Here is a 24,319-nt window from a genome sequence, read left to right as displayed (position 1 = left end):
CAATCGCCCCCCATCGCCCCCGCCCCCCATGCCCGCCCCGCTCGTCCATATCGACCTGTCCGCGCCCTACCGCGTGAACGGCCAGCCCGCGCGCTACCAGTCCGTCTGGCTGCTGGCGCGCATCTGGCTGGCCACCGCCCGCGACCATGAAGACCTGCCTGCCGCCGCCGTGCGCGCGCGCTTTGCGGAGGCTGCCGATGTGCGGATGATGGTGTCGCGCGCGTTTGCCGATTTCGCGCGCTGGGGGGTGCCGGTGGGCTGGGGCGGCGACACCTCGGCGCCCATCGACCATCTGAGCCCGGCCCGACGCAGCCGGGGCCCGTTCTGGATGCCGCCCGCCAGCGCGCGGCGCCTGCGCTTCGCAGCCGGCGGCAAGGCGCTGGGCGCCACCGCCGTGGCGCGCTGGCTGGGCCAGTCCGCCGCCGATAGCACCGATGGCGCCGATGCGGCGCCGCCCGCCGCCGCCGATGGCCTCGGCTACGTGATGCGCGACATGGCGTTCTGGAGCCACCTCACTCAGGCCATGCGCGGCGCGCAGGACGGCGTGCCGGGCACGGTCGATGCGGGCGTGGCCGAGTTGTTCCGCGCCGCCCAGCGCAGCGCGGCGGATGACTTCCAGCAGGCGTTGTCGCTGCTCAAGGAGAGCCTGGCGTGGCGCCGCAGCGACCGCCTCGACCAGAGCCGCGCGGCGCTGCGCCGCTTCCACCGCGTCGTCGCGCGGGGCGGCGTCAGCGCGGCCCTGCCCACCTTTGCGGCGATGGGCCACGTAGTGCGCGCGTGGGAGCACTACGCGCGCGGCGACCTGGACACCGCGCAGGGCGAGCTGGCGCGCCTCAACGCCGATGCCGAGCTACGCCCGGTGGTGCGCTACAACCCGCGCGTCCGCTTCGAGACGCTGAACCTGGGCGCACTGGTGCGCAAGAGCCTGGCGCTGCGGCCGGACGATCCCAAGGCCAAACCCGGCAAGGTCGATCGCCCCACCGCCGCGCGCGACGCCCTCCAGGCGTTCTCCGGCGCGCTGCAGGCCGGCTACGAGGCCGATTCGGTCGACGCCGTGCAACACGCCGCCGCCAATATCGGCTGGTCGCTGTGGCTGTTCTGGCAGCACGGGCTGGTCGATGAAGGCCGCGCGCTGGCCGCCGGCGACGTGCAGCGGCAGGCCATGCGCTGGCTGGGCCTGTCCGAATGGATCTGCGACCGCTTCGGCGTGGGCGGCGGCTCGGCCTGGAACACGATCTTCCTGCTGCGCGTGGCGCGCGGCACCGCCGACGTGGAAGCCCCCGACAGCGTGGCCGCGTTCCGCAGCCAGCGCCCCCTCACCGTGGCCGCCGCCATCGACGCCCTGCGCCCCTTCCACGCCCCGTTCGCGCCGGCCAAGGGCTTCGTGCGCTGGTCGTCGGTGGCCGCCTTCGCGCTTGAGGAGCACGACGCTGGCCACGTGCGCTACAACGCGCTCCAGCTCGCCAACCTGCTGATGGAATCGGCCTGGTACCTCACCCACGAGCAGGGCGCCACGGCCATCGCCTATACCGCGATGGAGCGACTGGCGCAGCAGATCGGCACGCTCAGGCCCGCCGAGCGCGGCTTCTTCCGCGCCGGCCTGCGCGCGTTCCCGCCGGAGTTGCGGGCGGCGGCAGCCGAAGCCATGCGCCGCCCGAGCCTCAGCCGCTGAACTGCACGGCCCCAACCGGCAGCGCGCGGCGGCGCCGAGCGTCAGCCACCCCCGCCACATCCCCCGCCCGGCCCGGAAGCCGGAAGAACGCCACCGCCTCATTGAGCATGCGGCCCTGTTCGTCGAGCGAGCGGGACGCCGTGGCGGCCTCGTGCACGAGGGTGGCGTTCTGCTGCGTGACCTGATCGATCTGGACGATGGCCTGGTTGACCTGTTCGATGCCCCGGTTCTGCTCGGCGGACGCTGCGGCGATCTCGTCGACGATGCCGGTCACGCGGGCCACCGCCTGGGTCACCTCGCCCATCGTCTTGCCGGCTTCCCCGGCCAGCACCGCGCCCTCGCTCACCTGCGCCACGGAGACCTCGATCAGCGCCTTGATCTCCTTGGCCGCGCTGGACGAGCGCTGCGCCAGCCCGCGCACCTCGCTGGCCACCACCGCGAAACCGCGCCCCTGTTCCCCGGCGCGCGCCGCTTCCACGGCCGCGTTGAGCGCGAGGATGTTGGTCTGGAAGGCGATGCCCTCGATGATGCCGGTGATATCGGCAATCTTGGCCGAACTGGCGCTGATGCCGTTCATGGTGTCCATCACGCGCCCCACCGTGCCGCTGCCCTGCTGGGCCACCGACGCGGCGTTGCGGGCCAACTCGCTGGCCTGGCGGGCGTTCTCGGTGTTGTGGCGCACCGTGGCGGTCAGCTCCTCCATGCTCGCGGCGGTCTGCTCCAGTGACGCCGCCTGCTCCTCGGTGCGTGCGGACAGGTCCGCGTTGCCGCTGGCGATCTCGCCCGTGGCATCGACGATGCTGGCGCTGCCCTGACGCACGCGCGCCACGGTTTCGGTCAGGCGGTCGTTCATGTCGCGCAGCGCGCCCARCAGGCGGCCAGTCTCGTCGTCCGAATTCACGTCGATGTGCATGCCCAGCTCGCCCCGCGCCACGGTGCGCGCCACGTCCACGGCGCGCTGGATCGGGCCGGTGATGGCGCGCGTCAGCAGCAGGCCGCCCATCAGCCCGAAGACCACGGCGGCCAGCGACACCACGACCAGGAGGTTGCGCTGCGTGCCGTAGTCAGCCTCCAGCGCCGCCACCATCTCGTGCTGGCGCTCGCGCGTGAAGCCGGCGTAGGCGTCGGTGGCCTTGACCAGCTCGGCCAGCAGCGGACGGCACTCCGCATTCATCTTGGCGATGGCCGCCTCCTGCTTCTTGTCCAGCGCGAGGCCGACGATGGCTGTCGCCACCGGGCCGTAGCGCGCTTCCACGCTGGCCATGCCGGCCACGAGGCCGCGCGCGGTCTCGCTGACGCCTTCGCGGGACACCATCTCCCTGAGCTTGGTCATGCGCGCCGCCACATCGTCATGCGCGCGCAGCACCTCGGCCTTTTCCACGTCGAGGTCCGCCTGCGTGGTCACCAGCACCAGATTGCGCGCGGCAATCGCGCGGCGGTCCACGGCGGAGCGCAGTTGCGCGGCCACCTCGGCCCGCGCGTTGAGGCCATCGACATAGGCCTTGAAGCCGCTGGTGGCACGGTTCAGCGCGTACAACGACAGCCCCGACACCAGCAGCACGACCAGCGCCAGCGTGCCAAAACCGGCCACGAGCTTGGTCTTGATGGAAAGATTGCGAAAGCTCACAGTGATCCCCTTTTCCCGAAGGCATGCCTGTCCGATAGGCATGCCGGATGCATGTCACACGCACGCGTGACGGCCGAATCGCTGAGAGCCCGTTCCCCACTCGCTGGCACATCGCGATATGACTGGCTCTGCCCTTGCGGGCGCGCTCGCGATTTGGCGCGCGTACGCGCCGTGCTCTGTCTAGTGCGTGGGCTAACGGCAGGCCGTGGAAAGCTTTACCCCTCCTGCGGGAGGGGTATCCGTAAGGGGGGAATGGTTAACCCGTGAGAAGTGACGGGACCGCCGGTTTCCCCCGTCAATCCGGCTTGGAACGGGGTCGCATTCTAAAATTGCATTTGTAATGCATATTTTATAGAATCGATTCGTCGCGGCGTTCGGCCGTGAATTCAAGCGAGCAACGATGTCCGTCCTGCTGCCGATTTCTCCCCCCTCCCGTCCCGACGCCGGCTATCGCGGCCTGCCCGTCTTCGCGCTCGGCTTCCGTCCGTTCTATTTGCTCGCCGCCGCCTTCGGCGCACTGGCCGTGCCGGCCTGGGTGGCGCTCTACCTCGGCTGGTGGCAGCCGGCCGCGCAGCCGTGGATGGGCACCATGGCCTGGCACGCGCATGAAATGGTGTTCGGCTTCGCGGCGGCGGTGGTGGTGGGCTTCCTGTTCACCGCCGGCAAGGCCTGGACCGGCCTCCAGACACCCCAAGGCCCCTGGCTGGCCGCGCTGGCCGGCACCTGGCTGGCGGCGCGCATCCTGATGTGGGCCGGGCCGGCCTGGGCGGCCATCGCCGTGGATGCGGTGTTCCTGCCGCTGTGCAGCTTCAGCTTCTACCGCCTGCTGCGCCGGGCCAAGAACAAGCGCAACATGGGCCTCGCCATCGCCATGGGGGTGCTGGGCGCGCTGAGCCTGGCCTTCGACCTCGCCGTCGCCAGCGGCCATCTCGGGCTGGCTTTCCAGATGGCCGACGCAGCCACCGGGCTGGTCGTCGTCTTCGTCACAGTGATCGGCGGCCGGGTGATTCCGATGTTCACCACCAACGGCGTGCCGGGCACGCGCATCCGCCGGGTGGAGATGGTCGAGCGCGCCGTTATCGCGCTGACCCTGCTCGCCATCGTCGCCCATGCCTCGATGCTGTCGCCGCTGGCCACCACGCTGCTGGCGCTCGGCGCGGCGGCGGCGCACGGCATCCGGCTGGCCGGCTGGGACCCGCTGCGCACCTGGCGCAAGCCCATCGTTGCCATCCTCCACTTCGCCTATGCCTTCCTGCCGATCGGCTTCCTGCTGATTGCCGGCGCCGCGCAGGGCTGGGTGGACCGCTCCACCGCGCTCCACGCGCTGACCGTSGGCGTGATCGGCTGCGCCATCGTCGCCATGATTACCCGCACCGCGCTTGGCCACACTGGCCGGCGGCTGGAAACCGGCCATCTGGAACACCTGGCCTACGCCTGCATCGTGCTGTCCGCGCTGGTCCGCGTGGCGCTGCCGATCTGGCTGCCGGCGCTCAAGGCGCAGGCGGTGGCCGGGGCCGGCGCGCTGTGGGTGGCGGCCTTCCTGCTCTACCTCGTCAAATACACCCCCTACCTGTTGCGGRTGCGCATCGACGGCAAGGACGGCTGATGCGGGGCTCCCGATGGACGTGATACGATGACCGACAACTGGGGCGTGACTTCGATGCCCCAGTCAATCCATCACCGTTCCTCCAACAAAAAACGGGAGACATCGATGTTCAAATTCGCCGCAGCCCTTGGCGCCGCCGTGCTGTTTGCATCGGCCAGCGTGCCTGCCATGGCCCAGTCCGCGGACGTCCAGTCCGTCACCACCACCGCCGAAAAGCTCCGCGTCGCCATGGTCGATCCCGACCAGGCCGCGCTCTCCGCACTGGTTGCCGAGACGCTGAGCTACGGCCACTCGGGCGGCCGCCTCGACACCAAGGCCAGCTTCATCGGCGACCTGCTCGATAAGAAGTCCGATTTCGTGTCGATCGCCATCACCGACCAGACCGTGTCCGTCTCGGGCGATGTGGCCGTGGTGCGCCACACGCTGTCCGGCGAGACGCTGGATAGCGGCAAACCCGGCACGGTGAACCTGAAGGTGCTTCAGGTCTGGCAGAAGCAGGGCGGCGCCTGGAAGCTGCTGGCGCGGCAGGCGGTCAAGGCCTGACGCGCCCCCGGACGTTATATGACGTCCTATGTTTCGAATGCCTCCTTCGGGAGGCATTTTCGTTTTGGCGCGTCGTATGATGACGGCTTCCCGGTCGTGATTCCGCGAGGTTGACCATGCCTATCGCCTATCTGCGCAGTCTCACGGCGCGCCAGCGCACTGCCTATTCGAACCGGCAGCTAGCCGGTTTCCTGTGCTTCGTGGCGGGCGCGGCCAACGCCGGCGGGTTCCTCGCGGTCAAGCAGTACACCTCGCATATGTCCGGCATCGTCTCGGCGATGGCCGACGATCTCGTGCTCGGCAACTTCGCCCTGCTGCTCCAGGGCCTGGGCGCCTTCCTCTCCTTCCTGCTCGGCGCCGCCTGTTCCGCCATCACCATCAATTGGGCCCGGCGCACCGGCCTGCGCAGCGAATACGCGCTGCCGCTGGTGCTGGAAGCCGCCCTGCTGCTCTGCTTTGGCCTGATGGGCGCGCAACTGGGCCTGAAGCAGTGGCTGTTCGTGCCAGCCACGGTGATGCTGCTGTGCTTCATGATGGGCCTGCAGAACGCGATGATCACCAAGGTTTCCAACGCCGAGATCCGCACCACGCACGTCACCGGCATGGTCACGGACATCGGTATCGAACTGGGCAAGCTGTGCTACTGGAACTGGGCGCCGCCACTGGGCAACCGGCGGCCGGTGGCGGCCAACCACGACAAGCTGCGCATGCTCGCCCTGCTGGTGGGACTGTTCTTCGGCGGGGGCGTGGTGGGGGCGCTGGCGTTCAACGGCATCGGCTACACGGCCACGATTCCGCTGGCGGCCCTGCTACTGCTGGTGGCGCTGGTGCCTGTGCTCGACGATCTACTACCGCGCCTCTTCCTGCTGCTGCGCGCACGCCGGCTGGCGCGGCGCAGCCGCCGCTGGGGCCGCCGGCGTTAGTCGCCCGGCCAGCCCGCCAGCCTAGGCCCGCGCCGCGCGCCGCACCGCCTGCGGCGGGAGGCCGAAGCCGCGCACGAAGGCCTCGCGCATATGCCGGCGGTCCCGAAAGCCGGTTTCGCGCGCCACCACGTCCAGCGGGTGGCGGCTCTGTTCGATCATCAACCGCGCCGCCTCCAGCCGCAGGCTTTCGATGGCCTTTGCCGGCGACTGCCCGGTCTCCGCGGTAAAGATCCGGCTGAACTGGCGCGGGCTCAGATGCACCGACTGCGCGAGTTCCTCCACCGTCAGCGCCTGGCTCAGATTTTTGCGCGCATGGTCGATGGCGCGCTGGATGCGGTCTGACTTCGGCGCCATGTCCAGCAGCTCCGAGTGCTGCGACTGCCCGCCCGCGCGCCGCTGCACCATCACCAGCTTGTGCGCGAGGGACCGCGCCGCGTCCGCGCCAAGATCCTTCTCGACCATCGCCAGCGCGAGGTCAAACCCGGCCGTCATGCCCGCCGAGGTCCAGATCGGGCCATCGACGATATAGATACGGTCGTCCTCCACGTGGATGCCCGGGTGCTGCTGCTGCATCGCGCGCGCGTACGCCCAGTGCGTGGTGACGCGCCGGCCTTCGAGCAACCCCGCCTCGGCCAGCACGAAGGCGCCCGTGCAGATCGACGCCGCCCGCCGGGCGCGCGGCGCTGCGCGGCGCACGAAGTCCAGATGCGCCGCCGGCGTCGGCGTGGCGACCGGGTCCCCCACGCCAACGATGATCCACGTATCCACCGCCGTGCGCGGCCCGACGGCGCGCGTCTCCACGCGCATGCCCAGCGACGAGCGGACCGGCCCGCCGGCTATCGAGTAGTTGTCGATSGCATAGAACGGCTCCCCCGCCACCATGTTGGCGTACTCGAACACGCTCTGCGTGGCCAGCGCCATCACCTGGAAACCATCGATCAACAGAAATCCGATGCGATGCATTGATCACTCCGCGCCACGCCGTGGCCTATGTCCTGAATCCGTACCATAAACGTCATTTCGGCCATCGTCAAACGACCCTACGATGACATCCATGGATTCGACGAATCCGATCCGACGACACRAACCGATTCAAAGGAGCATCACCATGGCAATCACCCCGACCCCTCCCCTCGGCACGGCCCTGATCACGGGCGCCTCCACCGGCATCGGCGCGCTCTACGCCGAGCGGCTGGCACGGCGCGGCTACAACCTGATCCTGGTGGCACGCAACCGCGAGAAGCTGAACGCGCTGGCCGCGCGCATCACGGACGAAACGCGCCGCGAAGTGGAAGTGCTGGTGGCGGACCTGAACGACCGCGCCTCGCTGGCCACGGTGGAAGCCAAGCTGCGCGAGGACGCCAGCATCACGCTGCTGGTGAACAACGCCGGGGTYGGCACGCACACGCCGCTGCTGGAGAGCGACGTGGACAATATGACGCGGATGGTCGACCTGAACGTGACCGCGCTGACGCGCCTGACCTACGCCGCCGTGCCCGGTTTCGTGGCGCGCGGGCAGGGGTCGATCATCAATATCGCGTCGATCGTGGCCGTGGCGCCGGAGATTCTCAACGGGGTCTATGGGGCGAGCAAGGCCTACGTGCTGGCGCTGAGTCAGTCGCTCCATCACGAACTGAAGGACCAGGGCGTGCGCGTGCAGGCGGTGCTGCCGGGCGCCACGGCCACCGATTTCTGGGCGATTGGCGGCCTGCCGGTGGAACACCTCGACCAGAACATCGTGATGCCGGCGGCGGCCATGGTCGATGCGGCGCTGGTTGGTTTCGACCAGGGCGAACTGATCACGATYCCGTCGCTGCACGCCCTCGACACATGGCAGGCCTATGAAAGCGCCCGCCAGTCGATGATGGGCCAGCTGTCCCGCAACGCGCCGGCCCCGCGCTACGCCACGGCGGGCTGAGTTTTATCGCAGCCCAAGCGAGTCAAGCGTCTCCCGCAGGCCCAGCAGCTCGACCATGGTCGCGCCCTGGGCCAGCCGCTCGCGCATCTGGGCCTCCTTCTGCTCGCGCGCCGCGCTCGCGGCGATGACTTCGGGCACCTCGTCGGCGGCCACGATGACGAGGCCGTCGCGGTCCCCCACCACGATGTCGCCGGGCCGCACCGCCGCCCCGCCCAGGATCAGCGGCAGGTTCAGCTTGCCCGGCTGGTGCTTGTTGGTGCCGCGAATGCTGAGCCCCCGGCAGAACACCGGAAAGCCCATCTCGACGATTTGCGAGGCATCGCGCACCGCGCCGTCGATCACCAGTCCGGCAATGCCGATCTGCTGCGCCGCGAAGGTCARCACATCGCCCCACGGGCCGGCATCGACGAACGCTTTCGCGTCCACCACGAGTACATCGCCCGGGCGCGCCTTGGTCAGCGCGTAGTGGATCATCAGGTTGTCGCCGGGACGGATGTCCACGGTCAGCGCCGGGCCGGCCAGCCGCATGGWYGGGTCCAGCGGCGCGATGCGTGGGTCCACGGCGCCGCGCTGGCCCTGCGCCTCGTGAATCGTGGCGGTGCCCAGGCGCTTGAGCTGGTCGCGCTGGGCGGCGGTAATCGAAGTGGTCATGGCGAAGTTCGATGAAGATCAGTCAACGGTCGCGCCGGAGCGCTTGACCAGCGATTCCCAATACGGCAGTTCCTTGCCGATAAAGGCGCGGAACTGGGCCGGCGTGCCGCGCACATCGCCCGAGCCCATCTCGGCCAGCTTGGCGGCGACGTCCGGCTCGCCGAGCACGGCGTTGAGGTCGTCGTTGAGGCGCTGCACCAGCGGCGCGGGCGTCTCCGCCGGCACGAACAGGCCGTACCAGTTCTCGATCACGAAGCCCGGGAAGCCGGCCTCCTGCATGGTCGGCAGATCAGGCAGTGCGCGGGCGCGCTTGGCGCCGGTAGTGGCCAGCGGCCGGACGCGGCCCGACTTGAGCTGCGGCGCCAGCGCCGTGGTGGTCTCGAAGGCAATCGGCACCTGCCCCGCCAGCACATCACTCAGCGCCGGCCCCTGTCCGCGATACGGCACGTGGATCAGGTCCAGATGGCGCTCCAGCTTCAGCAGTTCGCCAGCCAGATGCTGCGGGCTGCCGCTGCCGCCGGACGCGTAGCTGTACTTGCCCGGCGACGCCTTGACCAGATCCACCAACTGCCCCACGTTATTGGCCGGCAGCGCCGTGTTGACGTAAAGCACCAGCGGCACGGACGCCACCTCGCCCACCGGGGCCAGCGCGCGGGTGGGGTCCAGCTTGAGCTTGTACAGGGTGCGATTGATGACGATGCCGGTGTTGTTGCCGAGCAGCGCCGTGCAGCCATCGCCCTTGGCGCGGCCCACGAACTCGGTGCCGATATTGCTGCTGGCGCCGCCCCGGTTGTCGACGATGACTGGCACGCCCAGCCGCTTCGACAAGCCCGGCGCGACGATGCGCGCGAGGATGTCCGTCGTGCCGCCCGGCGGATAGGGCGAGACGATGCGCAGCGTGGCGCAGGGGTAAGCGGGGGTATCGGCRGCGGCGAGGGCGGTGGAATTCACGCCGGCAAAGATTGCGATAACGGTCGCGGCCAGCACGAAACCGGCAGCCGCGCGCCGGCGCGGGTGGGAGGGGAATGCCATGTCTGTCTCCATCTCTATTTATAGTGTGCGAGGGGCCGGGAGCCCCTTCGCGGCGCCGGGCTCAGTGGCCGGCGCGTTGCAGCGTGTGATAGCCGAACTGGCGACGGGCGTCGCGCAGCGCCATGCCCTCCAGCGCGGCGCCGAGAATCTGGTCCTCCACGTCACGCGTGCGCAGCGCGCGTTCGAACACTTCCTGCGCGCGGGCCTGCGGCACCACCACCACGCCGTCCGGGTCCGCCACGATGAAGTCACCGCTGGCCACGCGCACATCGCCCAGGCTCACCGGCTGCTCCACCGCCCGCACCTGCACGCGGTCCTTGCCGGTGCGCATGAACCGGCCGCGCGCATAGAGCGGATAGCCGGCCGCGTCGGCCTCGGCGGTGTCCCGGCAGACGCCGTGGATCACCGTGCCGCCCACCCCGCGATGCGCGGCCAGCCGGCTCATGATGCCGCCCCAGACCGTGCAGTCCATGCGGCCCGCGTTGTCGAGCACGGCCACGGCGCCCTGCGGAATGTCATCGAGAAAGTCGCCCACCGTGCCCGGCGTGGCCAGGTCCACCGGCACGAAGGCCACGGTGAAGGCCGGGCCGAACACCCGCGGCTGGCCGGCGATGTGCTGGATGCCCAGCGCGCTGCCGGGCAGGCGGAAATAGTCGAGGGCGTCCGAGATCTCGGCGGTCGAGAGTTGGCGGGCGCGGGCCAGCCAGTCGCCGGTGTGGGTGGGATTGGGGGTGTCGCTCATCGTGCTGCGTCTCCTGCTGCTTTTCTGTTTTCCTACCGATGAACGCAGTTTCAAGTAAAGTCMCATCGAGATCAAACATCGAAAAATGGACTCGACTTCAATAAAAATGAACTTGCGGCAGCTACGCTATTTCTGCGAAGTGGTCGATGCGGGCAGCGCGGCGGAAGCCGCCAACCGGCTGTTCGTGGCGCCCACGGCCATCAGCATGCAGCTTGGGCAGCTGGAATCGCTGCTCGGCGCGCCCGTGTTCGACCGGTCCCGCCGCCCGATGACGCTGACCGCGACCGGCCAGTTTCTCTACCCGCGCGCCAAGGACCTGCTCGCGCAGATGCGCCGGCTGGACGAGGAGGCGCGCGCCATCGCCGCCGGCAACCTCGGCTGGCTCGGCATCGGCTTTACCCGTTCGGCTATCTTCTCGATCCTGCCGGCGGCGGTGCAGCGCTTTCGGGAGCAGTATCCGGATGTGCATCTCGATCCACTCGAACTGCTGTCCGAGCACCAGCCAGCGCAACTGCGGCGCGGGCGTATCGACGTGGGCATCTCGCGCTATGTGGGCGAGTTCGAACGGCCGGCGGACCTGCACTACACCACGCTGTTCGAAGACCCCTTCGTGGCCGCCGTGCCGTTGCAGAGCCCGCTGGCACAGCGCAGCGCCATCGCCGCGCGGGAGCTGGACGCGCTGCCGCTGATCCAGTATCCGAAGGACCCGCAGAGCGTGTTCGCCAGCCATATGGTGGCGGCGCTGCGCGACGCCGGTGCCCATCCCACCCCGGGGCATGAGGCCATCGAGATCCATACCGCGCTGGGACTGGTGGCGGCCGGGCTCGGCTTCACGCTGGTGGGCGCGTCGGTGGCGGCGCCGAACCGCACCGACGTCGCCTTCGTGCCGATCGACGATCTCCGCGTGCGCGCCACGCTGGTGGCCGTGACCCGCGCCGGGACATCGAGCCCGGTGATCGACGCCTTCGTGGCCGCCCTCGCCGCCTCCCGCCCCGCCTAGACCGTCACCACAATCTTGCCGAACTGGGCGTTGGACTCCAGGTAGCGGTGCGCGGCGACGATGTCGTCGAAGGCGAAGCGGCGGGCGATGACCGGCGCCAGCGAGCCATCACGCACGCCGTCGAGGATGAACGCCTTGGCCGCCGCCAGCTTCGCCGGGTTGCCGATGACCTCGTGGACGAGGTAACCGCGCAGCGTCAGCCGCTTGCCGAGGACGGTGGCCAGCGGGAACGGCGTGGGCGCGGGGTCCAGCCCGCCGTATTCGATCAGGATGCCGCCCGGCGCCATGGCGGCGGTGAGCGGCGTGAACAGCGGGCCGCCGATCGGATCGAAGACCACGCGCGCSCCCCGGCCGCCRSTGATGGCGTCGATGCGCGCGGCCAGATCCTCGTCTKCCGATGCCACGACGTGGGCGRCGCCCTGCGCCCGCAGCGCGTCGCCCTTGGTGGCGCGGCGCGTGACGGCAATCGGCGTGGCGCCGACCCGGTTGGCGATCTGGATGGCGGCCAGGCCGACGCTGCTCGACGCGGCCGTCACCACGACGAAGTCGCCCCGGCCCAGCGCGGCGATATCGATCAACGCGCCGTAGGCGGTCAGGGTCGGCATCCACAGGGCGGCGGCCTGCGCCCAGTCCAGCGCCGCCGGGTGCCGGACCACCGCTGCGGCCGGCATCGTAATGATCTCCCCGTAGGTCGGCCAGCGCGCCATCGAGATGGGCGGGATCACGCTAACTGCATCACCGACGGCCACCTCGCGCACCCCCTCCCCCACCGCCGCGACAATGCCGGCCGCCTCCAGCCCCAGCCCGGACGGCAGCGGCGGCGTTTCTATATAGATGCCCGCGCGCATCAGCGCCTCGGCCCGGTTCAGCCCGAGCGCCTTGACCCGGATCTGCACCTCGCCGCGCGCGGGCGGCGGCACCTCGACGTCTTCGATCCGGAGCACCTCCGGGCCGCCATGTGCGTGGAAACGGATTACGCGTGTCATCGGTGCCATCACTCGCCTTATTCGTCTTGATTGGGAACGAATACACTATGGCAGGCCGCCCATCCGCGATAAATGGCCGGTTTTCCAGAACACTGATAACCAGGAGTTTCTAATATGGACCGGCTGACTAGCATGGCCGTGTTTGTGAAGGCGGTGGATCTCGGCTCGTTTTCGGCCGCCGCCGACGCGCTCGAGCTATCGGGCCCGATGGTCGGCAAGCATGTCCGGTTCCTGGAAGAGCGGCTGGGCATGCCGTTGATCACCCGCACCACGCGGCGCCAGAGCCTGACCGAGTTCGGCCGCGAGTATTACGACYGCTGCCGCGTGGTGCTGGCCGAGGTGGACGCCGCCGATGCGCTGGCCGCCGACCATGCCGACAAAGGCGAGCAATCAGCCCCGCCGCGCGGCCGGCTGCGCGTGACCGTGCCGGTGCACTTCGGTCGGCGCTGCGTGGCGCCGGTGCTGCTGGCGCTAACGCGGCAATATCCCGGGCTCGAACTCGACCTGTCGTTCAGCGACCGTTTCTCGGACTTGATCGAAGACGGCTTCGACCTGGCCATCCGCACCGGGGAGCCGGACGACAAGGCCGGTGTGGTGGCGCGCCGCGTGGCGCGGCAGATCATGATCGTGTGCGCGTCGCCCGGCTATCTGGCCGAGGCCGGCACGCCGCTGGGGATCGATGACCTGGCGGGGCATCGCGCCGTGGTCTACCGGCGCTCGGGGCGCATCCGTCCGTGGCAGTTGCCGGGCGACGATGGCGCGCCGGTGCCGCTCCTGCCCGCCCATCAGGTGCGGATGGACGATCTCGACGCCCTGGCTGACGCCGCCGCGATGGGCCTCGGGCTGGCATGGCTGCCGTACTGGCTGGTCCGGGACCGGATTCAGGCGGGCACGCTGGTCCACCTGCTGCCCGAGCGGCCCGGTTTTCCCTACGATGCCTACGCACTGTGGCCGCACACGCCCCACACGCCCCACCTGCCACGCAAGGTGCGCGTCGCCGTGGAGGCGCTGGCGGCCGAACTGCCGCGCATGATGGCGTGAAACCACGAGTGCTGGGTGGCTTCCTCGACCTATGGCAGCCCCGCTCGCTGATCGTCGATGCCGGCACCACCGCACCGGCCAGCGGCAGCTTCCCGGCCGTGGTGGCCTCGGACCGGACCGGCGTGCCCGGCGACGCCACCGACGGCACCGACGGCACGATCCGCAACGCCGCCGTGCTCGCCGCCAACATCGACTACGTGGCCACCGTGACCGCGTAGCGCACCGCCGCGCAGGCGCTAGAACACGCCGAGCGCGATGCCGGCCGCCAGGCCGGCGCCCAGCTCGGCGCATTGGTCCAGGTCGTCCTGGTCGATCTGCTTCGTGGCGAGGATGGCTTCGGGCGTCTGTGCGTGCGTGCAGACAATCAGCGTCGGCGCCACGCGGTTGAGGCGCCAGCCGGTGGCGATGCGCTCGACCTGCCGCTGCGCGTTCTGGCCGTCACTGCCGGCGCAGATCATCGCCGCGTAGGGGCGGCCGTTCACGCGGTCCAGCACCGGGTAGTAGCAGCGRTCGAAGAAGTCCTTCATCAGGCCGGACATCGCGGCCAGGTTCTCCGGGGTGGCGAACAGGTAGCCGTCGGCGGCCAGCACATCGGCCGCGCCGGCCTCGGTGGCGCGCAGCAGGCGGACATCCACGCCCTCCTGCCCGCGCGCCGCCGTGGCCGCCGCCTCGGCCATCTGCGCGGTGCCGCCGGTCATCGTGTGATAGACGATCAGTAAGGTCTTCATGGTGCGCCGACTCTACCATGTGGCACGGGCGGCACCGGCGCACCCGGGGGTACCGAATCGGCCTACTTGCTGCCCTTGACCGTGGTGTARCTCGTGATCAGGTTGCGGTAGTCGGGAATGTGGTTCGAGAACAGCGTGCCGAGCCCCTCGATGTCGTTGCGCCAGTCGCGGTGCAGCTCGCACGCCACGCCGAACCAGCTCATCATCTGCGCGCCGGCCTGGGCCATGCGGTTCCAGGCCGCGTCCCGCGTGATCGGGTTGAAGGTGCCGGAGGCATCGGTCACGACGAAGACGTCATAGCCCTCCTCGATGGCCGACAGCGCCGGGAAGGCGACGCAGACCTCGGTGACCACGCCGGCAATCAGCAGCTGTTTCTTGCCGGTGGCTTTCACGGCGGCGACGAAGTCGGCGTTGTCCCAGGCGTTGATCTGGCCGGGGCGCGGAATGAACGGCGCCTCGGGGAACATCGTCTTCAGTTCCGGGGCGAGCGGGCCGTTCGGGCCATCCTCGAAGCTCGTGGTCAGCACGGTGGGCAGGCCGAAATATTTGGCGCAATCGGCCAGCGCCAGCACGTTGTTCTTGAACTTGTCGGGTTCGATATCACGCACCAGCGACATCAGGCCGGCCTGATGGTCCACCAGCAGCACGGCGGCTTGGGACTTGTCTAGGCGGTTGTACTTTTGGGTCATCATGCGCTCCAAAGGAAGCCTTGGGCGAGCGGACGGGCATCCGCCCGGCGGGGGTGGCCCTGCGGGCCAGACTCCGCTGCGAACGGCGGAGTGAAGTCCACTGTAGGCGATCCATCGGCAGCGCGGCAGTCGTGAATGCAACGCGCAGCGGGCCGGTGAAGGCGCGCTGCGCGGGACTGCCATCGGAAAAATCGGACCAGATCCGACCCGGTCAGACGAGATTGATCTCGATATGGATGTTGCCGGTGAGGGCCTTCGAGTACGGGCAGGTCTGGTGCGCGGTCTCCACCAGCGCCTGCGCCACATCGCGCGGCACGCCCGGCAGGCTCACGTTCAGGCGTGCCTGCAGCAGGTAGCCATCGCCGCCCTTGCCGAGGTCCACTTCGGCGTCCACGGCGGTATCGCCCGGCAGTTGCACCTTGCGGGCCTTGGCCGCGATGCCCATGGCGCCGATGAAGCACGCGGACCAGCCCGCAGCCAGCAGCTGCTCCGGGTTGGTGCCGATGCCGCTGGTGCCCGGCGAGGACAGCTTGATGTCCAGCCGGCCGTCGTCGCTGCGTGCCGAGCCGTCACGGCCGCCGGAGGTGATGTGGACTTTGCCGGTGTACAGCACGTTTTCGATACGGGTCATGTCGATTTCCAGTGTTTCGAGGTTGCAGGTTGAAGAGCGTGGATCCAATCGGGCAAATCAGGTGACGCAGGTGACGCAGGTGACTCAGGCGTAGGCGCCGTCGAGGTACGGATCGACCGTGCGTGCCGGGTCGGCCGAGACGCCGGTGCGGTCCATGCCGGCCACGATGCGGGCGCCGTCCGTGTACGGATCGACATTGCGGGCGCCATCGGTGAACGGGTCGACGTTGCGGGCGCCGTCGCTGTACGGGCTGCGGGCGTCCTGCACCGAGCGGGCACCGTCGCTGTACGGGTTGCGGGGTTCTTGCACCGAGCGGGCGCCGTCGGTGTAGACATCACGGGAGCCGGTGACGGCGGCTTGGGCGCCGGCAGCGGCGGCAACGAGGGCGACGGCGAGAACGAGGCGCTTGGCGATGGAGGTCATGATCGTATTTCCTTGAAGTTTGGGTTCGGTAATCAATTAAGGATTGCGAGGCGGGTTACGGTGCGTCTGGTTTGTTTCGCTTGCCGCGCTGCCACGGAATGCATTTAAGACGACGGACGTATCGCGCCCGTAGCGATTTGAGGGCCTTACTGTCAGGGCACGTATCGGTGCGGGAGCCAGATACAAAGACGTACAAAAAGGGGCGGGGCGGAGGGGGGAGGCAGATCGCGATCGGCGGGATTCGGGTGACGGATGGGGCGGAATCGGTTCGAATCGGACCCAGACCGGGCAAATCGGACGCAACCGGGCCGATCGGCGAGCCCGCCGGCCACCGCCATGTATCACTCTGTATCTGGCGACGGCCTCGCCACAGTGGCATACGCCCAGCCGCGCTGGCGACACATCGGCGATATGCGCAGCGGGTCTGATCGAGGCAAGCCAATCTTCCTACCGGATGCCAATCATGACCCTGCTGATACTTGCCTATATAGGTGGCGCTCTCACCATCCTGAGCCCGTGCATCCTGCCGGTGCTGCCGTTCGTGTTCGCMCGCGCCGGCCAGCCCTTTGTGCGCAGCACGCTGCCGATGCTGGCCGGCATGGCGCTGACCTTCGCCGCCGTGGCCACGCTGGCGTCGGTGGGCGGCGCCTGGGTCGTGCAGGCCAATCAGGTGGGACGCTACGCCGCGCTGGTCCTGCTGACCGTCTTCGGCGCGAGCCTGCTGCTGCCCGCGCTGGCGGACCGGCTGGCCCGCCCCGTGGTGGCGCTCGGCAACCGGCTGGCCGGCGATGGCGACACCTCCACGGTGTGGCGCTCGCTGCTACTCGGCGTGGCGACCGGCATGCTCTGGGCGCCCTGCGCCGGCCCGATCCTTGGGCTGGTGCTGACCGGCGCGGCGCTCAACGGCGCCAGTGTGCARACCTCGCTGCTGCTGGCCGCCTACGCGGCGGGCGCYGCCAGCTCGCTGGCCGTGGCGCTGGGCATCGGCGGCCGGGTCTTTGCGGCGATGAAGCGGTCGATGGGCGCCGGCGAGTGGCTGCGGCGCGGCCTGGGCGTGGGGGTGCTGGCTGGYGTGGCGATCATCGGCACCGGCACGGACACCGGCCTGCTGGCGCGGCTGTCCGCCGGCAGCACCACYGGCATCGAACAGGCGCTGCTCAATGCGGTGGAGAAGGCGCGCGACATGCCGCCGCAGTCCGCCAACGTCGCCAACGTCGCCAATGACGCCAATGACGCCAACAACGGCATGCTGCTGGCCGCCAACGACGCCCGCGTAGGCTTCCCGGGCGGTGTGTCGGGCGCCTTGCCCCCGCTGCCGGTCGAAGGCCGCCTGCCCGCRCTGGACGGCGCGGTGCAATGGCTCAACTCGGCCCCGATCACGCGCGAGCAGTTGCAGGGCAAGGTCACGCTGGTCTACTTCTGGACCTATTCCTGCATCAACTGCATCCGCTCCCTGCCCTACCTGCGCGCCTGGGCTGACAAGTACAAGGACCAGGGCCTGACCGTGATCGGCGTGCATACGCCCGAGTTCGCGTTCGAGAAGCAGCCCGAGAACGTGCGCCGCGCGGTGGCGGACTTCCGCATCGGCTTCCCGGTGGCCATCGACAGCAACTACAAGATCTGGCGCGCCTTCGACAACAGCTACTGGCCGGCGGCGTATTTCGTGGATGGTCGMGGCAATATCCGCCATCAYCAGTTCGGCGAAGGTGGCTATGCGACCTCGGAACGTGTGATTCAAGCGTTGCTTGCGGAGGCCGGCGACAAGTCGGTGGCCACGGGACTGGTTGCGCCGGAGGCGCGCGGTGCGCAGGCCATGCCTGACCTGAACAACGTGCGCTCGGGCGAGACCTATGTCGGCTACCAGCAGGCCACCAACTTTGCCTCCCCCGGCGGCCTGCGGCCCGATGCGRCGCGCGACTACACGGTCGGCAAGCTGGACCTGAATAGCTGGGGGCTGTCTGGCCGCTGGACCGTGGAAGCGGAGCAAGGGACACTTGACCGCGCCAACGGCACCATCGCCTACCGCTTCCATGCCCGCGACCTGCACCTCGTGCTCGGCCCGGCGGCCAATGGGCAGGCGGTGCGCTTCCAGGTGACCATCGACGGCAAGCCGCCCGGCGCCAGCCATGGTGCGGACACCGATGAGAACGGCAATGGCGCGGTCACGCAAACCCGGCTCTACCAGCTGGTGCGGCAGGCGGGCGAAGTCGGCGACCACACGTTCGAGATCCGCTTTCTCGATCCGGGCGTGCAGGCTTACGCGTTCACCTTCGGCTGATGTCTGAATACGTGAGTTAATCGTCACTTTTTCGGGGCTTCCTCCCGATTGCGGTAAACTACGCCCCGTTCTGCCGGCCGGGGCGTCGCTGCATCCAGCCCCACCCAGCATCATTTGCCCGGCAAACACCCCTCTGCTTCACCTTCGCTCCGGGGACTGCGCCGCCCATCGCGCGCAGCCCGGTCATTGACCTGCGCCCCCCCCATCCGGGACCGATCCGGGACCGATCCGGGACCGATTCGGAACCCATCCGGGACCCATCGTGGACCGCGCGCAGGACTGAATCCCTCAGGCAGTTTGTCTGACCCTCCCTCCCGGGGCACGCGCGCGTGTGCCGCGGGCGGATCCGTTTTCCGGAGGACAACGCAATGAAGAAGCCAGCCAGCCTTTGGCTGCTTGCGGCCGGGCTCCTGCCCGTCGCCGCCCACGCCGCACCGGGCGTGACCCTGTACGGCATCGTCAGCTCGGCGGTGCGCTATACGTCGAACATCGACGGTCATCACAACGACCAGGCCGCGCTGGTCTCGGGCGGCATGGTCGGCAGCCGCTGGGGCCTGAAGGGCGATGAAGACCTGGGCGGCGGCCAGCACGCGATCTTCCAGGTGGAAAGCGGCTTCGCCAGCGACGACGGCCGCGCGTCCTACAACGCGCTGTTCGGCCGGCAAGCCTGGGTGGGCCTGAGCGGCGACTGGGGCAGCCTGACCTTCGGCCGCCAGTACAACGCGCTCAACAACATCGGCTGGGCGTTCGATCCGCTCGACCAGGGCTGGGGCAATTTCTGGTCCGATCCGCTCTACATCGGCGGGGACATCTTCTTCCAGGACTACCGCATCGACAACAGCGTGGTCTACCAGCGCACCGTGGGGCCGTTCTCGGTCCAACTGGACTACGGTGCCGGCGAGCAGGCCGGCAGCATGGGGCGTGGCACCACGCTCGGCGGCGGGGTGAAGTACCAGCAGGGGCCGGTGGTGCTCGGCGTGGCGTACGACCAGCGCCGCAGCGACGATGGCGCCAACACGCTGCGCAACTACTCGGTGGGGGGTTCCTACGCGTTCGGCAAGGCCACGGCCTACCTCGGCCATATGGGCCGGCGCGAGTCCGCTGGGGATGCGCGCTTCGCCATCTCCTTCGTCGGGCTGGGCTACCAGCTGACGCCGGCGTTCCACGTCTCGGGCGCCTACTACCGCTACCAGCAGTCCGGCGACGTGACCACGCAGTTCCAGGACACCCCGGTGCGGCTGGGCGGCGGCAACGCGGACAGCATCGCGCTGGTGGGCGACTACGCGCTCTCCAAGCGCACCAGCGTCTACGTGGAGGCGGATATCGTGCATGCGCGCGGCGGCGCGGTGGGGCGGGAGACCGAGTACTGGGCCGGTACGCCGGCCACGGACGTGGACGATTCCACCCGCATCGGCGTGATGGTGGGCATGCGACACCATTTCTGAAGCCGCGCTATCATCGCCCGCTCAGTCCGTTACATCTGTTAAACCCGGGAGCCGCGATGACCGCGAACATGGACACCATCGAGATCAAGGCGTTTCTGCCGGCGCAGGATTTCGACCTGTCGAAGCGTTTCTACCTCGACCTCGGCTTTACGGAGGCGTGGGGCAGCGACGAGATGGCCTACCTGCACGCGGGGCGCTCGAGCTTCCTGCTGACGCGCTTCTACGAGAAGCCGTTCGCCGAGAACCTGATGATGTCGCTGCTGGTGGTGGATGTGGAGGCCTGGTGGCAGCACGTGGTGGCCCAGGACCTGGGCGCGCGCTACGGCGTGCGCGTGAACCCGCCCGAGGACCGGCCCTGGGGCATGCGCGACTTCACGATCGACGATCCGTCCGGGGTGCTGTGGCGGATCGGCCAGTCCATCGACCAGCCGGCCTGATGGCTGCCTGATGGCTGCCTGATGGCTGTCCTGGCTCCCTTCCTTCCGCTTCACGCTTATGTCTTCCGATTCGATTCTTTCCCCCCGTGAGCCCGGCGACACCGCCTTCTACCAGCTGTTGGCCGATAGCTACCAGCGGCTGCTCGGCCGCACGCTGGTGCCCGAGCCGATGCCGGCCCGCAAGGCGGCCCGCTGGCTCTACGAGGAGGCGCCGTTCGCGGTGCTCGCCCACAACACCGCGCCCGATCCGGTCTTCGTCTACGGCAACCTGGCCGCCCAGCAGCGTTTCGAGTACGACTGGGCGGGCATCACGCGGCTGCCGTCCCGGCTCTCCGCCGAGCCGCCCAACCAGGCKGAGCGGCAGGCCTTCCTGGCGCGCGTCCAGCGCGTGGGCTACGAGACCGGCTACACCGGCGTGCGCATCACGCGCACCGGCAAGCGCTTCATGATCGAGGAAGCCACGCTGTGGCAACTGATCGACGCCGATGGCGTGCTGCACGGGCAGGCGGTGATCATTCCCCGGACGCGCGACCTGTAGGCAGGCGCCCCCGCCGTGACTTGAGCGTTACTTGACCGGGGCCACCAGCGGCACGCCCTTCCGGACGACGTACGTCGCCAGTTCCGAGGCCTTGCCGTGCCCCACGTTCTTGGCCACGTGCGCGGTGCCGTCCGGGATGAACAGCGCCTCGCCCGCCTTCAGCGTCACCGGCGCGCGGCCCTCCAGCTGGTATTCGAGTTCGCCCGCCAGCACGTAGGCGATTTCCTCGCCCGGATGGGCATGCTTGATCGAGACCGCGCCCGGRTCGAAGTCCACCCGCACCTGCACGGCTTCGCGCCCCGGCGTGCTCAGGTCGCTCTGCACCAGGTCCGTGCGGTGGAGGCCGACGTTCTGGGCGTGCGCGGCCTGGAACAGGCCGGCGCCGATCAGCAGGACAGTAGCGGCGAGGATGCGGCTGGAGGTACGGGTCGAAGTCATGGGAAGCCTTTGCGTTGCAGTGGAAAGAGTCGCCATTGCATCGCGCTGGTGTGTGGCGGATGTATCGGGCCGGGGACGGTTCTGTATGCCGATGTACGAACGCCCGGCGCCGACATGCGGCGATACAATGTCCGCCACGCCCGCACCGCTGCGGGCCGGCGCCCTCCCCCAACGTAGGTTTCCGACTGCTACCCCATGACCGTAGACAAGCCACTTCTTGACGCCTTCGCCCCGACCGGCGTGCTGCGTGCCTCGATCAACCTGGGCAATCCGATTCTTGCGCACCGCGCGGACGCTGGTGGCGCGGGTGGCGCGGGTGGCGTGTCCGTGGACCTGGCCGGCGCGCTGGCCGAGCGGCTGGGCGTGAAGCTCGAACTGGTGGTGGTGGAGACCGCCGGCAAGTCGGTCGATCTGGTGGCGAACGAGCAGGCCGATATCGGCTTCTTCGCCATCGATCCCAAGCGCGGCGCCAGCATCGCCTTCACGGAGCCCTACGTGCTGATCGAGGGCTACTACCTCGTGCACAACGACTCGCCGGTGCGCACCAACGCCGATGTCGATCACGCCGGCACCCGGGTGGTGGTCGGCAAGGGCAGCGCCTACGATCTGTTCCTGTCCCGCGAACTCCAGCATGCGGAGATCGTGCACGCGCCGTCGTCGCAGGAGGTGGTCCGYACCTTCCTCGAACAGGATCTCGACGTGGCCGCCGGGGTGCGCCAGCAACTGGAGGCGGATATCCGGGGCCTGCCCAACCTGCGCCTGCTGGACGAGCGCTTTATGGTGATCCGTCAGGCGATGGGCGTGCCGAAGTCTCGCGGCGACGCGGCGGCGGCCTTCCTGGCGGCGTTCGTCGAGGAGCGCAAGGCGTCCGGCGCGGTGGCGGCGGCGCTGCAGAAGCACCGCATCCAGGGCGCGACCGTGGCGCCGTTGGCGGCGGGCTAACCCATCGACGAGCCTCAGCGGCCGACGAAGGTCGGCTTGCGCTTCTCCGCGAAGGCCGTCGCCGCGTTCCGATAGTCCTCGCTCTGGTCGCTGCGGCGCGTGGCCTCCGCAATGGCGTCGCGCGCGGCATCGAGCTGGCCGGCGGCGATGGCGTTGAGCTGGAGCTTGATGCCGGCGATGGAGAGCGGCGCGTTGTCCATCATCGGACGGCCGAAGGCCATGGCGGCGGCGACCGGGTCGTCGTCGGCAGATAGCGCGTCCAGGAATCCGGCCTGATAGGCCTCCTCCGCCTGGACGAGGTCGCCGGAGAATAGCCAACGGCGGGCGGCGCTCAACCCGATCAGGTGCGTCAGCCGCACCAGCTGGATCGTCGGATACATCAACCCCAGCTTGGCGACCGGCACGCCGGCCCGCACGCTGCCATCCCCTACGCGGAAGTCGCAGCACATGGCCAGGCTCAGGCCGCCGCCCACGCACGCGCCTTGCACGGCGGCGATGACGGGGACCGGGCAGTCCTGCACGGCGGCGTACGCCTGCTGGATCACCGCGCGGTAGGCGTCCGCGGCCACCGGATCGGACAGCACGCTGCGGAACGCGAGGATGTCGTCCCCGGCGCAGAAGTGGCCGCCGGCCCCGGTCAGCACCACCAGTTGCAGCGCGCCCCGCTCGGCGGCGAACGCGCGGAAGCGGTCGCGCAGGTCGGTCCAGGCGGCGAGGTCACAGGCGTTGCGCCGATGGGGGCGGTTGATCGTCACGATGGCCACGCGGCCGTCGTCGCGGAACTCGGTCACGATCTCCGAGGGTTGGGTGTTCGATGCGTTCATGGCGGAATTCATGTCCAAAGTGGCGGGCCCCCCCGGGGGCGCCCCGTTCCTATTCCTATTCCTATTCCTATTCCTATTCCTATTCCTATTCCTATTGTGCGGCGATGCGGGTTTCCTGGATCACGCGCGCCCATTTGGCGACTTCGCCCTTGAGCCGGTGATCGGCATCATCGGCGCTGCCCAGCACCACGTCGATGCCCTGGGCGGCGAAGCGCGCCTTGACGTCGGGCATCTGCAGGATCTTCTGCAACTCGGCGTTGAGCCGCGTGACGATGGGCTTGGGCGTGCCCTGACGGACCAGCACGCCGTAGGTGGACGGCACCACGAAGTCCTTGAGCCCCGCCTCGGCCACCGTCGGCACGTCCGGCAGCGCGCCGATGCGCTGCGGCGTGGCCACCGCCAGCGCCCGCACCTTGCCGCTCTTGATGGCGGACAGCGCCGTGGGCCCGGTGGCGAACATGATCTGGATCTGGCCGCCCAGCAGGTCCGCCACGGCCGGCGCGGCACCCTTGTACGGCACGTGCAGCAATTCCAGGCCGGCCTGGCGGCGGAACATCTCGCCGGCCACGTGCTCGATCGAGCCATTGCCGGACGACCCGAAGGCCAGCGTGTTGGGCTTGGCCTGGGCCAGCCGGATCAGGTCCTGCACGCTGTTGGCCGGGAGGTCATGGCTCACCAGCAGCACGATCGGCAGGTTGCCGACAATCGCCACCGGCGTGAAGTCGCCGGTGAGGTTGTAGCCGTTGGCCTTCTGCAGCAGGGCGGCGTTGATCGAATAGGAGGTCAGCGCGGCCATCAGCACCGTGTAGCCGTCCGGCGCGGACCGGGCGACGAACTGCGCGCCAATGTTGCCGGAGAACCCGGGCTTGTTGTCCACCACCACGGGACGGCCCAGGCTCTCGGCAAGCTTCTGGCCCAACAGGCGCCCCACCACGTCGACGGCACCGCCGGCGGGATAGGGAACGACCAGGTTGACCGGTTTTTCGGGGTACTTCTCCTGCGCGATGGCCGGCGCGGCCATGAAGGCCACAGCACAGGCCGACGCACAGGCCAGGAGGATGTTCGTGGCCAGCGTGGCGACGCGTGCCGGGGTACTGCGACCAGACTTTGACAGCATGGAAAGACTCCACTGAGACGAAAGGACGCACCGGCCGGGAAACCTCGCCCGACCGGGGGGGGCATGCCCAAGGGGGCATCAGGGCATC

25 protein-coding genes and 1 pseudogene are annotated in these 24,319 nt (G+C 69.2%); 13 read left to right on the top strand and 13 right to left on the bottom strand.

Going from position 1 to position 24,319, the window contains the following annotated elements:
• The first annotated feature begins 28 nt into the window (after positions 1–28).
• Positions 29–1,672: a hypothetical protein gene (locus tag AB4Z27_RS11310; RefSeq protein WP_441644485.1), complete on the top strand. Its 1,644-nt coding sequence runs from the start codon at positions 29–31 to the stop codon at positions 1,670–1,672.
• Here the strand turns inward: AB4Z27_RS11310 and AB4Z27_RS11305 are convergent.
• Positions 1,662–3,299, bottom strand: coding sequence for a methyl-accepting chemotaxis protein (locus tag AB4Z27_RS11305; protein ID WP_441644484.1), 1,638 nt, complete (start codon positions 3,297–3,299; stop codon positions 1,662–1,664). The two genes, AB4Z27_RS11310 and AB4Z27_RS11305, sit on opposite strands and share 11 nt — an antisense overlap.
• A 400-nt stretch (positions 3,300–3,699) precedes the next feature.
• Here AB4Z27_RS11305 and AB4Z27_RS11300 point away from each other — a divergent pair, with 400 nt between their 5' ends.
• The 3 genes and pseudogenes from AB4Z27_RS11300 to AB4Z27_RS11290 all read left to right on the top strand — a co-directional run.
• The gene (locus tag AB4Z27_RS11300) at positions 3,700–4,905 is read left to right on the top strand and encodes an NnrS family protein (RefSeq protein WP_441644483.1); all 1,206 of its coding nucleotides are present in this window, start codon (positions 3,700–3,702) and stop codon (positions 4,903–4,905) included.
• Positions 4,906–5,010: 105 nt separating this feature from the next.
• On the top strand, positions 5,011–5,448 hold the full coding sequence (locus AB4Z27_RS11295; protein WP_092295612.1) for a nuclear transport factor 2 family protein: 438 nt from the start codon (positions 5,011–5,013) through the stop codon (positions 5,446–5,448).
• 116 nt (positions 5,449–5,564) lie between these two features.
• Positions 5,565–6,362 (top strand): annotated as a pseudogene (locus tag AB4Z27_RS11290) (YoaK family protein); the annotation flags it as partial.
• 30 nt (positions 6,363–6,392) lie between these two features.
• On the opposite strand, the gene AB4Z27_RS11285 reads toward AB4Z27_RS11290, so the two are convergent.
• Positions 6,393–7,334 (bottom strand): GlxA family transcriptional regulator, encoded by a 942-nt coding sequence (locus tag AB4Z27_RS11285; protein ID WP_092295618.1) that lies wholly within the window; start codon positions 7,332–7,334, stop codon positions 6,393–6,395.
• 145 nt (positions 7,335–7,479) lie between these two features.
• On the opposite strand from AB4Z27_RS11285, the gene AB4Z27_RS11280 reads away from it, so the two are divergent.
• Positions 7,480–8,289, top strand: a complete 810-nt coding sequence (locus tag AB4Z27_RS11280) for an SDR family NAD(P)-dependent oxidoreductase (RefSeq protein ID WP_177219938.1) — start codon at positions 7,480–7,482, stop codon at positions 8,287–8,289.
• A 3-nt stretch (positions 8,290–8,292) separates the two neighbouring features.
• Here AB4Z27_RS11280 and AB4Z27_RS11275 read toward each other — a convergent pair whose 3' ends face one another.
• The 3 genes from AB4Z27_RS11275 to AB4Z27_RS11265 all read right to left on the bottom strand — a co-directional run bounded on the left by AB4Z27_RS11275 (position 8,293) and on the right by AB4Z27_RS11265 (position 10,714).
• Complete coding sequence (locus AB4Z27_RS11275) at positions 8,293–8,940, bottom strand: 4-carboxy-4-hydroxy-2-oxoadipate aldolase/oxaloacetate decarboxylase (RefSeq protein ID WP_441644482.1); 648 nt, start codon at positions 8,938–8,940, stop codon at positions 8,293–8,295.
• Between the two features lie 18 nt (positions 8,941–8,958).
• Positions 8,959–9,972 (bottom strand): Bug family tripartite tricarboxylate transporter substrate binding protein, encoded by a 1,014-nt coding sequence (locus tag AB4Z27_RS11270; RefSeq protein ID WP_441592605.1) that lies wholly within the window; start codon positions 9,970–9,972, stop codon positions 8,959–8,961.
• A 61-nt stretch (positions 9,973–10,033) separates the two neighbouring features.
• A complete protein-coding gene (locus AB4Z27_RS11265; protein ID WP_441592606.1) occupies positions 10,034–10,714 on the bottom strand; it encodes an RraA family protein in 681 nt (226 codons plus the stop codon).
• Between the two features lie 106 nt (positions 10,715–10,820).
• On the opposite strand from AB4Z27_RS11265, the gene AB4Z27_RS11260 reads away from it, so the two are divergent.
• The gene (locus AB4Z27_RS11260; protein WP_092295630.1) at positions 10,821–11,714 is read left to right on the top strand and encodes a LysR family transcriptional regulator; all 894 of its coding nucleotides are present in this window, start codon (positions 10,821–10,823) and stop codon (positions 11,712–11,714) included.
• On the opposite strand, the gene AB4Z27_RS11255 is transcribed toward AB4Z27_RS11260, so the two are convergent.
• Positions 11,711–12,700 carry a zinc-dependent alcohol dehydrogenase family protein gene (locus AB4Z27_RS11255; RefSeq protein ID WP_441644481.1) on the bottom strand — a complete coding sequence of 330 codons (990 nt, stop codon included), beginning with the start codon at positions 12,698–12,700 and terminating at the stop codon, positions 11,711–11,713. The two genes, AB4Z27_RS11260 and AB4Z27_RS11255, sit on opposite strands and share 4 nt — an antisense overlap.
• A 114-nt stretch (positions 12,701–12,814) precedes the next feature.
• On the opposite strand from AB4Z27_RS11255, the gene AB4Z27_RS11250 reads away from it, so the two are divergent.
• The gene (locus AB4Z27_RS11250) at positions 12,815–13,741 is read left to right on the top strand and encodes a LysR family transcriptional regulator (RefSeq protein ID WP_441644480.1); all 927 of its coding nucleotides are present in this window, start codon (positions 12,815–12,817) and stop codon (positions 13,739–13,741) included.
• The gene (locus AB4Z27_RS11245; protein ID WP_441644479.1) at positions 13,738–13,959 is read left to right on the top strand and encodes a hypothetical protein; all 222 of its coding nucleotides are present in this window, start codon (positions 13,738–13,740) and stop codon (positions 13,957–13,959) included. Before AB4Z27_RS11250 ends, AB4Z27_RS11245 begins: the two co-directional genes overlap by 4 nt.
• A gap of 18 nt (positions 13,960–13,977) precedes the next feature.
• On the opposite strand, the gene AB4Z27_RS11240 is transcribed toward AB4Z27_RS11245, so the two are convergent.
• The 4 genes from AB4Z27_RS11240 to AB4Z27_RS11225 form a co-directional block, all read right to left on the bottom strand.
• Positions 13,978–14,469, bottom strand: a complete 492-nt coding sequence (locus AB4Z27_RS11240) for a flavodoxin family protein (RefSeq protein WP_092295639.1) — start codon at positions 14,467–14,469, stop codon at positions 13,978–13,980.
• 62 nt (positions 14,470–14,531) lie between these two features.
• Positions 14,532–15,158, bottom strand: a complete 627-nt coding sequence (gene ycaC / locus AB4Z27_RS11235; RefSeq protein WP_092295642.1) for an isochorismate family cysteine hydrolase YcaC — start codon at positions 15,156–15,158, stop codon at positions 14,532–14,534.
• Positions 15,159–15,369: 211 nt separating this feature from the next.
• Positions 15,370–15,789, bottom strand: a complete 420-nt coding sequence (locus AB4Z27_RS11230) for an organic hydroperoxide resistance protein (RefSeq protein ID WP_092295645.1) — start codon at positions 15,787–15,789, stop codon at positions 15,370–15,372.
• Between the two features lie 84 nt (positions 15,790–15,873).
• The gene (locus AB4Z27_RS11225; RefSeq protein ID WP_092296206.1) at positions 15,874–16,215 is read right to left on the bottom strand and encodes a hydroxyquinol 1,2-dioxygenase; all 342 of its coding nucleotides are present in this window, start codon (positions 16,213–16,215) and stop codon (positions 15,874–15,876) included.
• Positions 16,216–16,675: 460 nt separating this feature from the next.
• Between AB4Z27_RS11225 and AB4Z27_RS11220 the strand changes: the two genes are divergently transcribed.
• From AB4Z27_RS11220 to AB4Z27_RS11205, 4 genes are all read left to right on the top strand, one after another.
• Positions 16,676–18,490, top strand: a complete 1,815-nt coding sequence (locus AB4Z27_RS11220; protein ID WP_441644478.1) for a cytochrome c biogenesis protein DipZ — start codon at positions 16,676–16,678, stop codon at positions 18,488–18,490.
• A gap of 368 nt (positions 18,491–18,858) precedes the next feature.
• Positions 18,859–19,935: a porin gene (locus AB4Z27_RS11215; RefSeq protein ID WP_092295652.1), complete on the top strand. Its 1,077-nt coding sequence runs from the start codon at positions 18,859–18,861 to the stop codon at positions 19,933–19,935.
• A 56-nt stretch (positions 19,936–19,991) separates the two neighbouring features.
• A complete protein-coding gene (locus AB4Z27_RS11210; RefSeq protein ID WP_092295655.1) occupies positions 19,992–20,372 on the top strand; it encodes a VOC family protein in 381 nt (126 codons plus the stop codon).
• 58 nt (positions 20,373–20,430) lie between these two features.
• Entirely contained in the window at positions 20,431–20,910 is a 480-nt protein-coding gene (locus tag AB4Z27_RS11205; protein ID WP_092295658.1) for an MEKHLA domain-containing protein, read from the top strand.
• A gap of 27 nt (positions 20,911–20,937) precedes the next feature.
• On the opposite strand, the gene AB4Z27_RS11200 is transcribed toward AB4Z27_RS11205, so the two are convergent.
• Positions 20,938–21,348, bottom strand: a complete 411-nt coding sequence (locus AB4Z27_RS11200; RefSeq protein ID WP_441592609.1) for a cupin domain-containing protein — start codon at positions 21,346–21,348, stop codon at positions 20,938–20,940.
• A 195-nt stretch (positions 21,349–21,543) separates the two neighbouring features.
• Between AB4Z27_RS11200 and AB4Z27_RS11195 the strand changes: the two genes are divergently transcribed.
• On the top strand, positions 21,544–22,290 hold the full coding sequence (locus AB4Z27_RS11195) for a transporter substrate-binding domain-containing protein (protein WP_092295663.1): 747 nt from the start codon (positions 21,544–21,546) through the stop codon (positions 22,288–22,290).
• A 14-nt stretch (positions 22,291–22,304) separates the two neighbouring features.
• Here the strand turns inward: AB4Z27_RS11195 and AB4Z27_RS11190 are convergent, their stop codons facing one another.
• On the bottom strand, positions 22,305–23,114 hold the full coding sequence (locus tag AB4Z27_RS11190) for an enoyl-CoA hydratase/isomerase family protein (RefSeq protein ID WP_255370849.1): 810 nt from the start codon (positions 23,112–23,114) through the stop codon (positions 22,305–22,307).
• 91 nt (positions 23,115–23,205) lie between these two features.
• Positions 23,206–24,231 carry a Bug family tripartite tricarboxylate transporter substrate binding protein gene (locus tag AB4Z27_RS11185; RefSeq protein ID WP_441644477.1) on the bottom strand — a complete coding sequence of 342 codons (1,026 nt, stop codon included), beginning with the start codon at positions 24,229–24,231 and terminating at the stop codon, positions 23,206–23,208.
• Positions 24,232–24,319: the final 88 nt, after the last annotated feature.

Origin of the sequence: Cupriavidus sp. KB_39 (assembly GCF_052114485.1) — a bacterium.
Lineage (GTDB): Bacteria > Pseudomonadota > Gammaproteobacteria > Burkholderiales > Burkholderiaceae > Cupriavidus.
The sequence above is the reverse complement of the archived record's forward strand: the minus strand, read 5'-3'. Positions and strand labels throughout refer to the sequence as shown.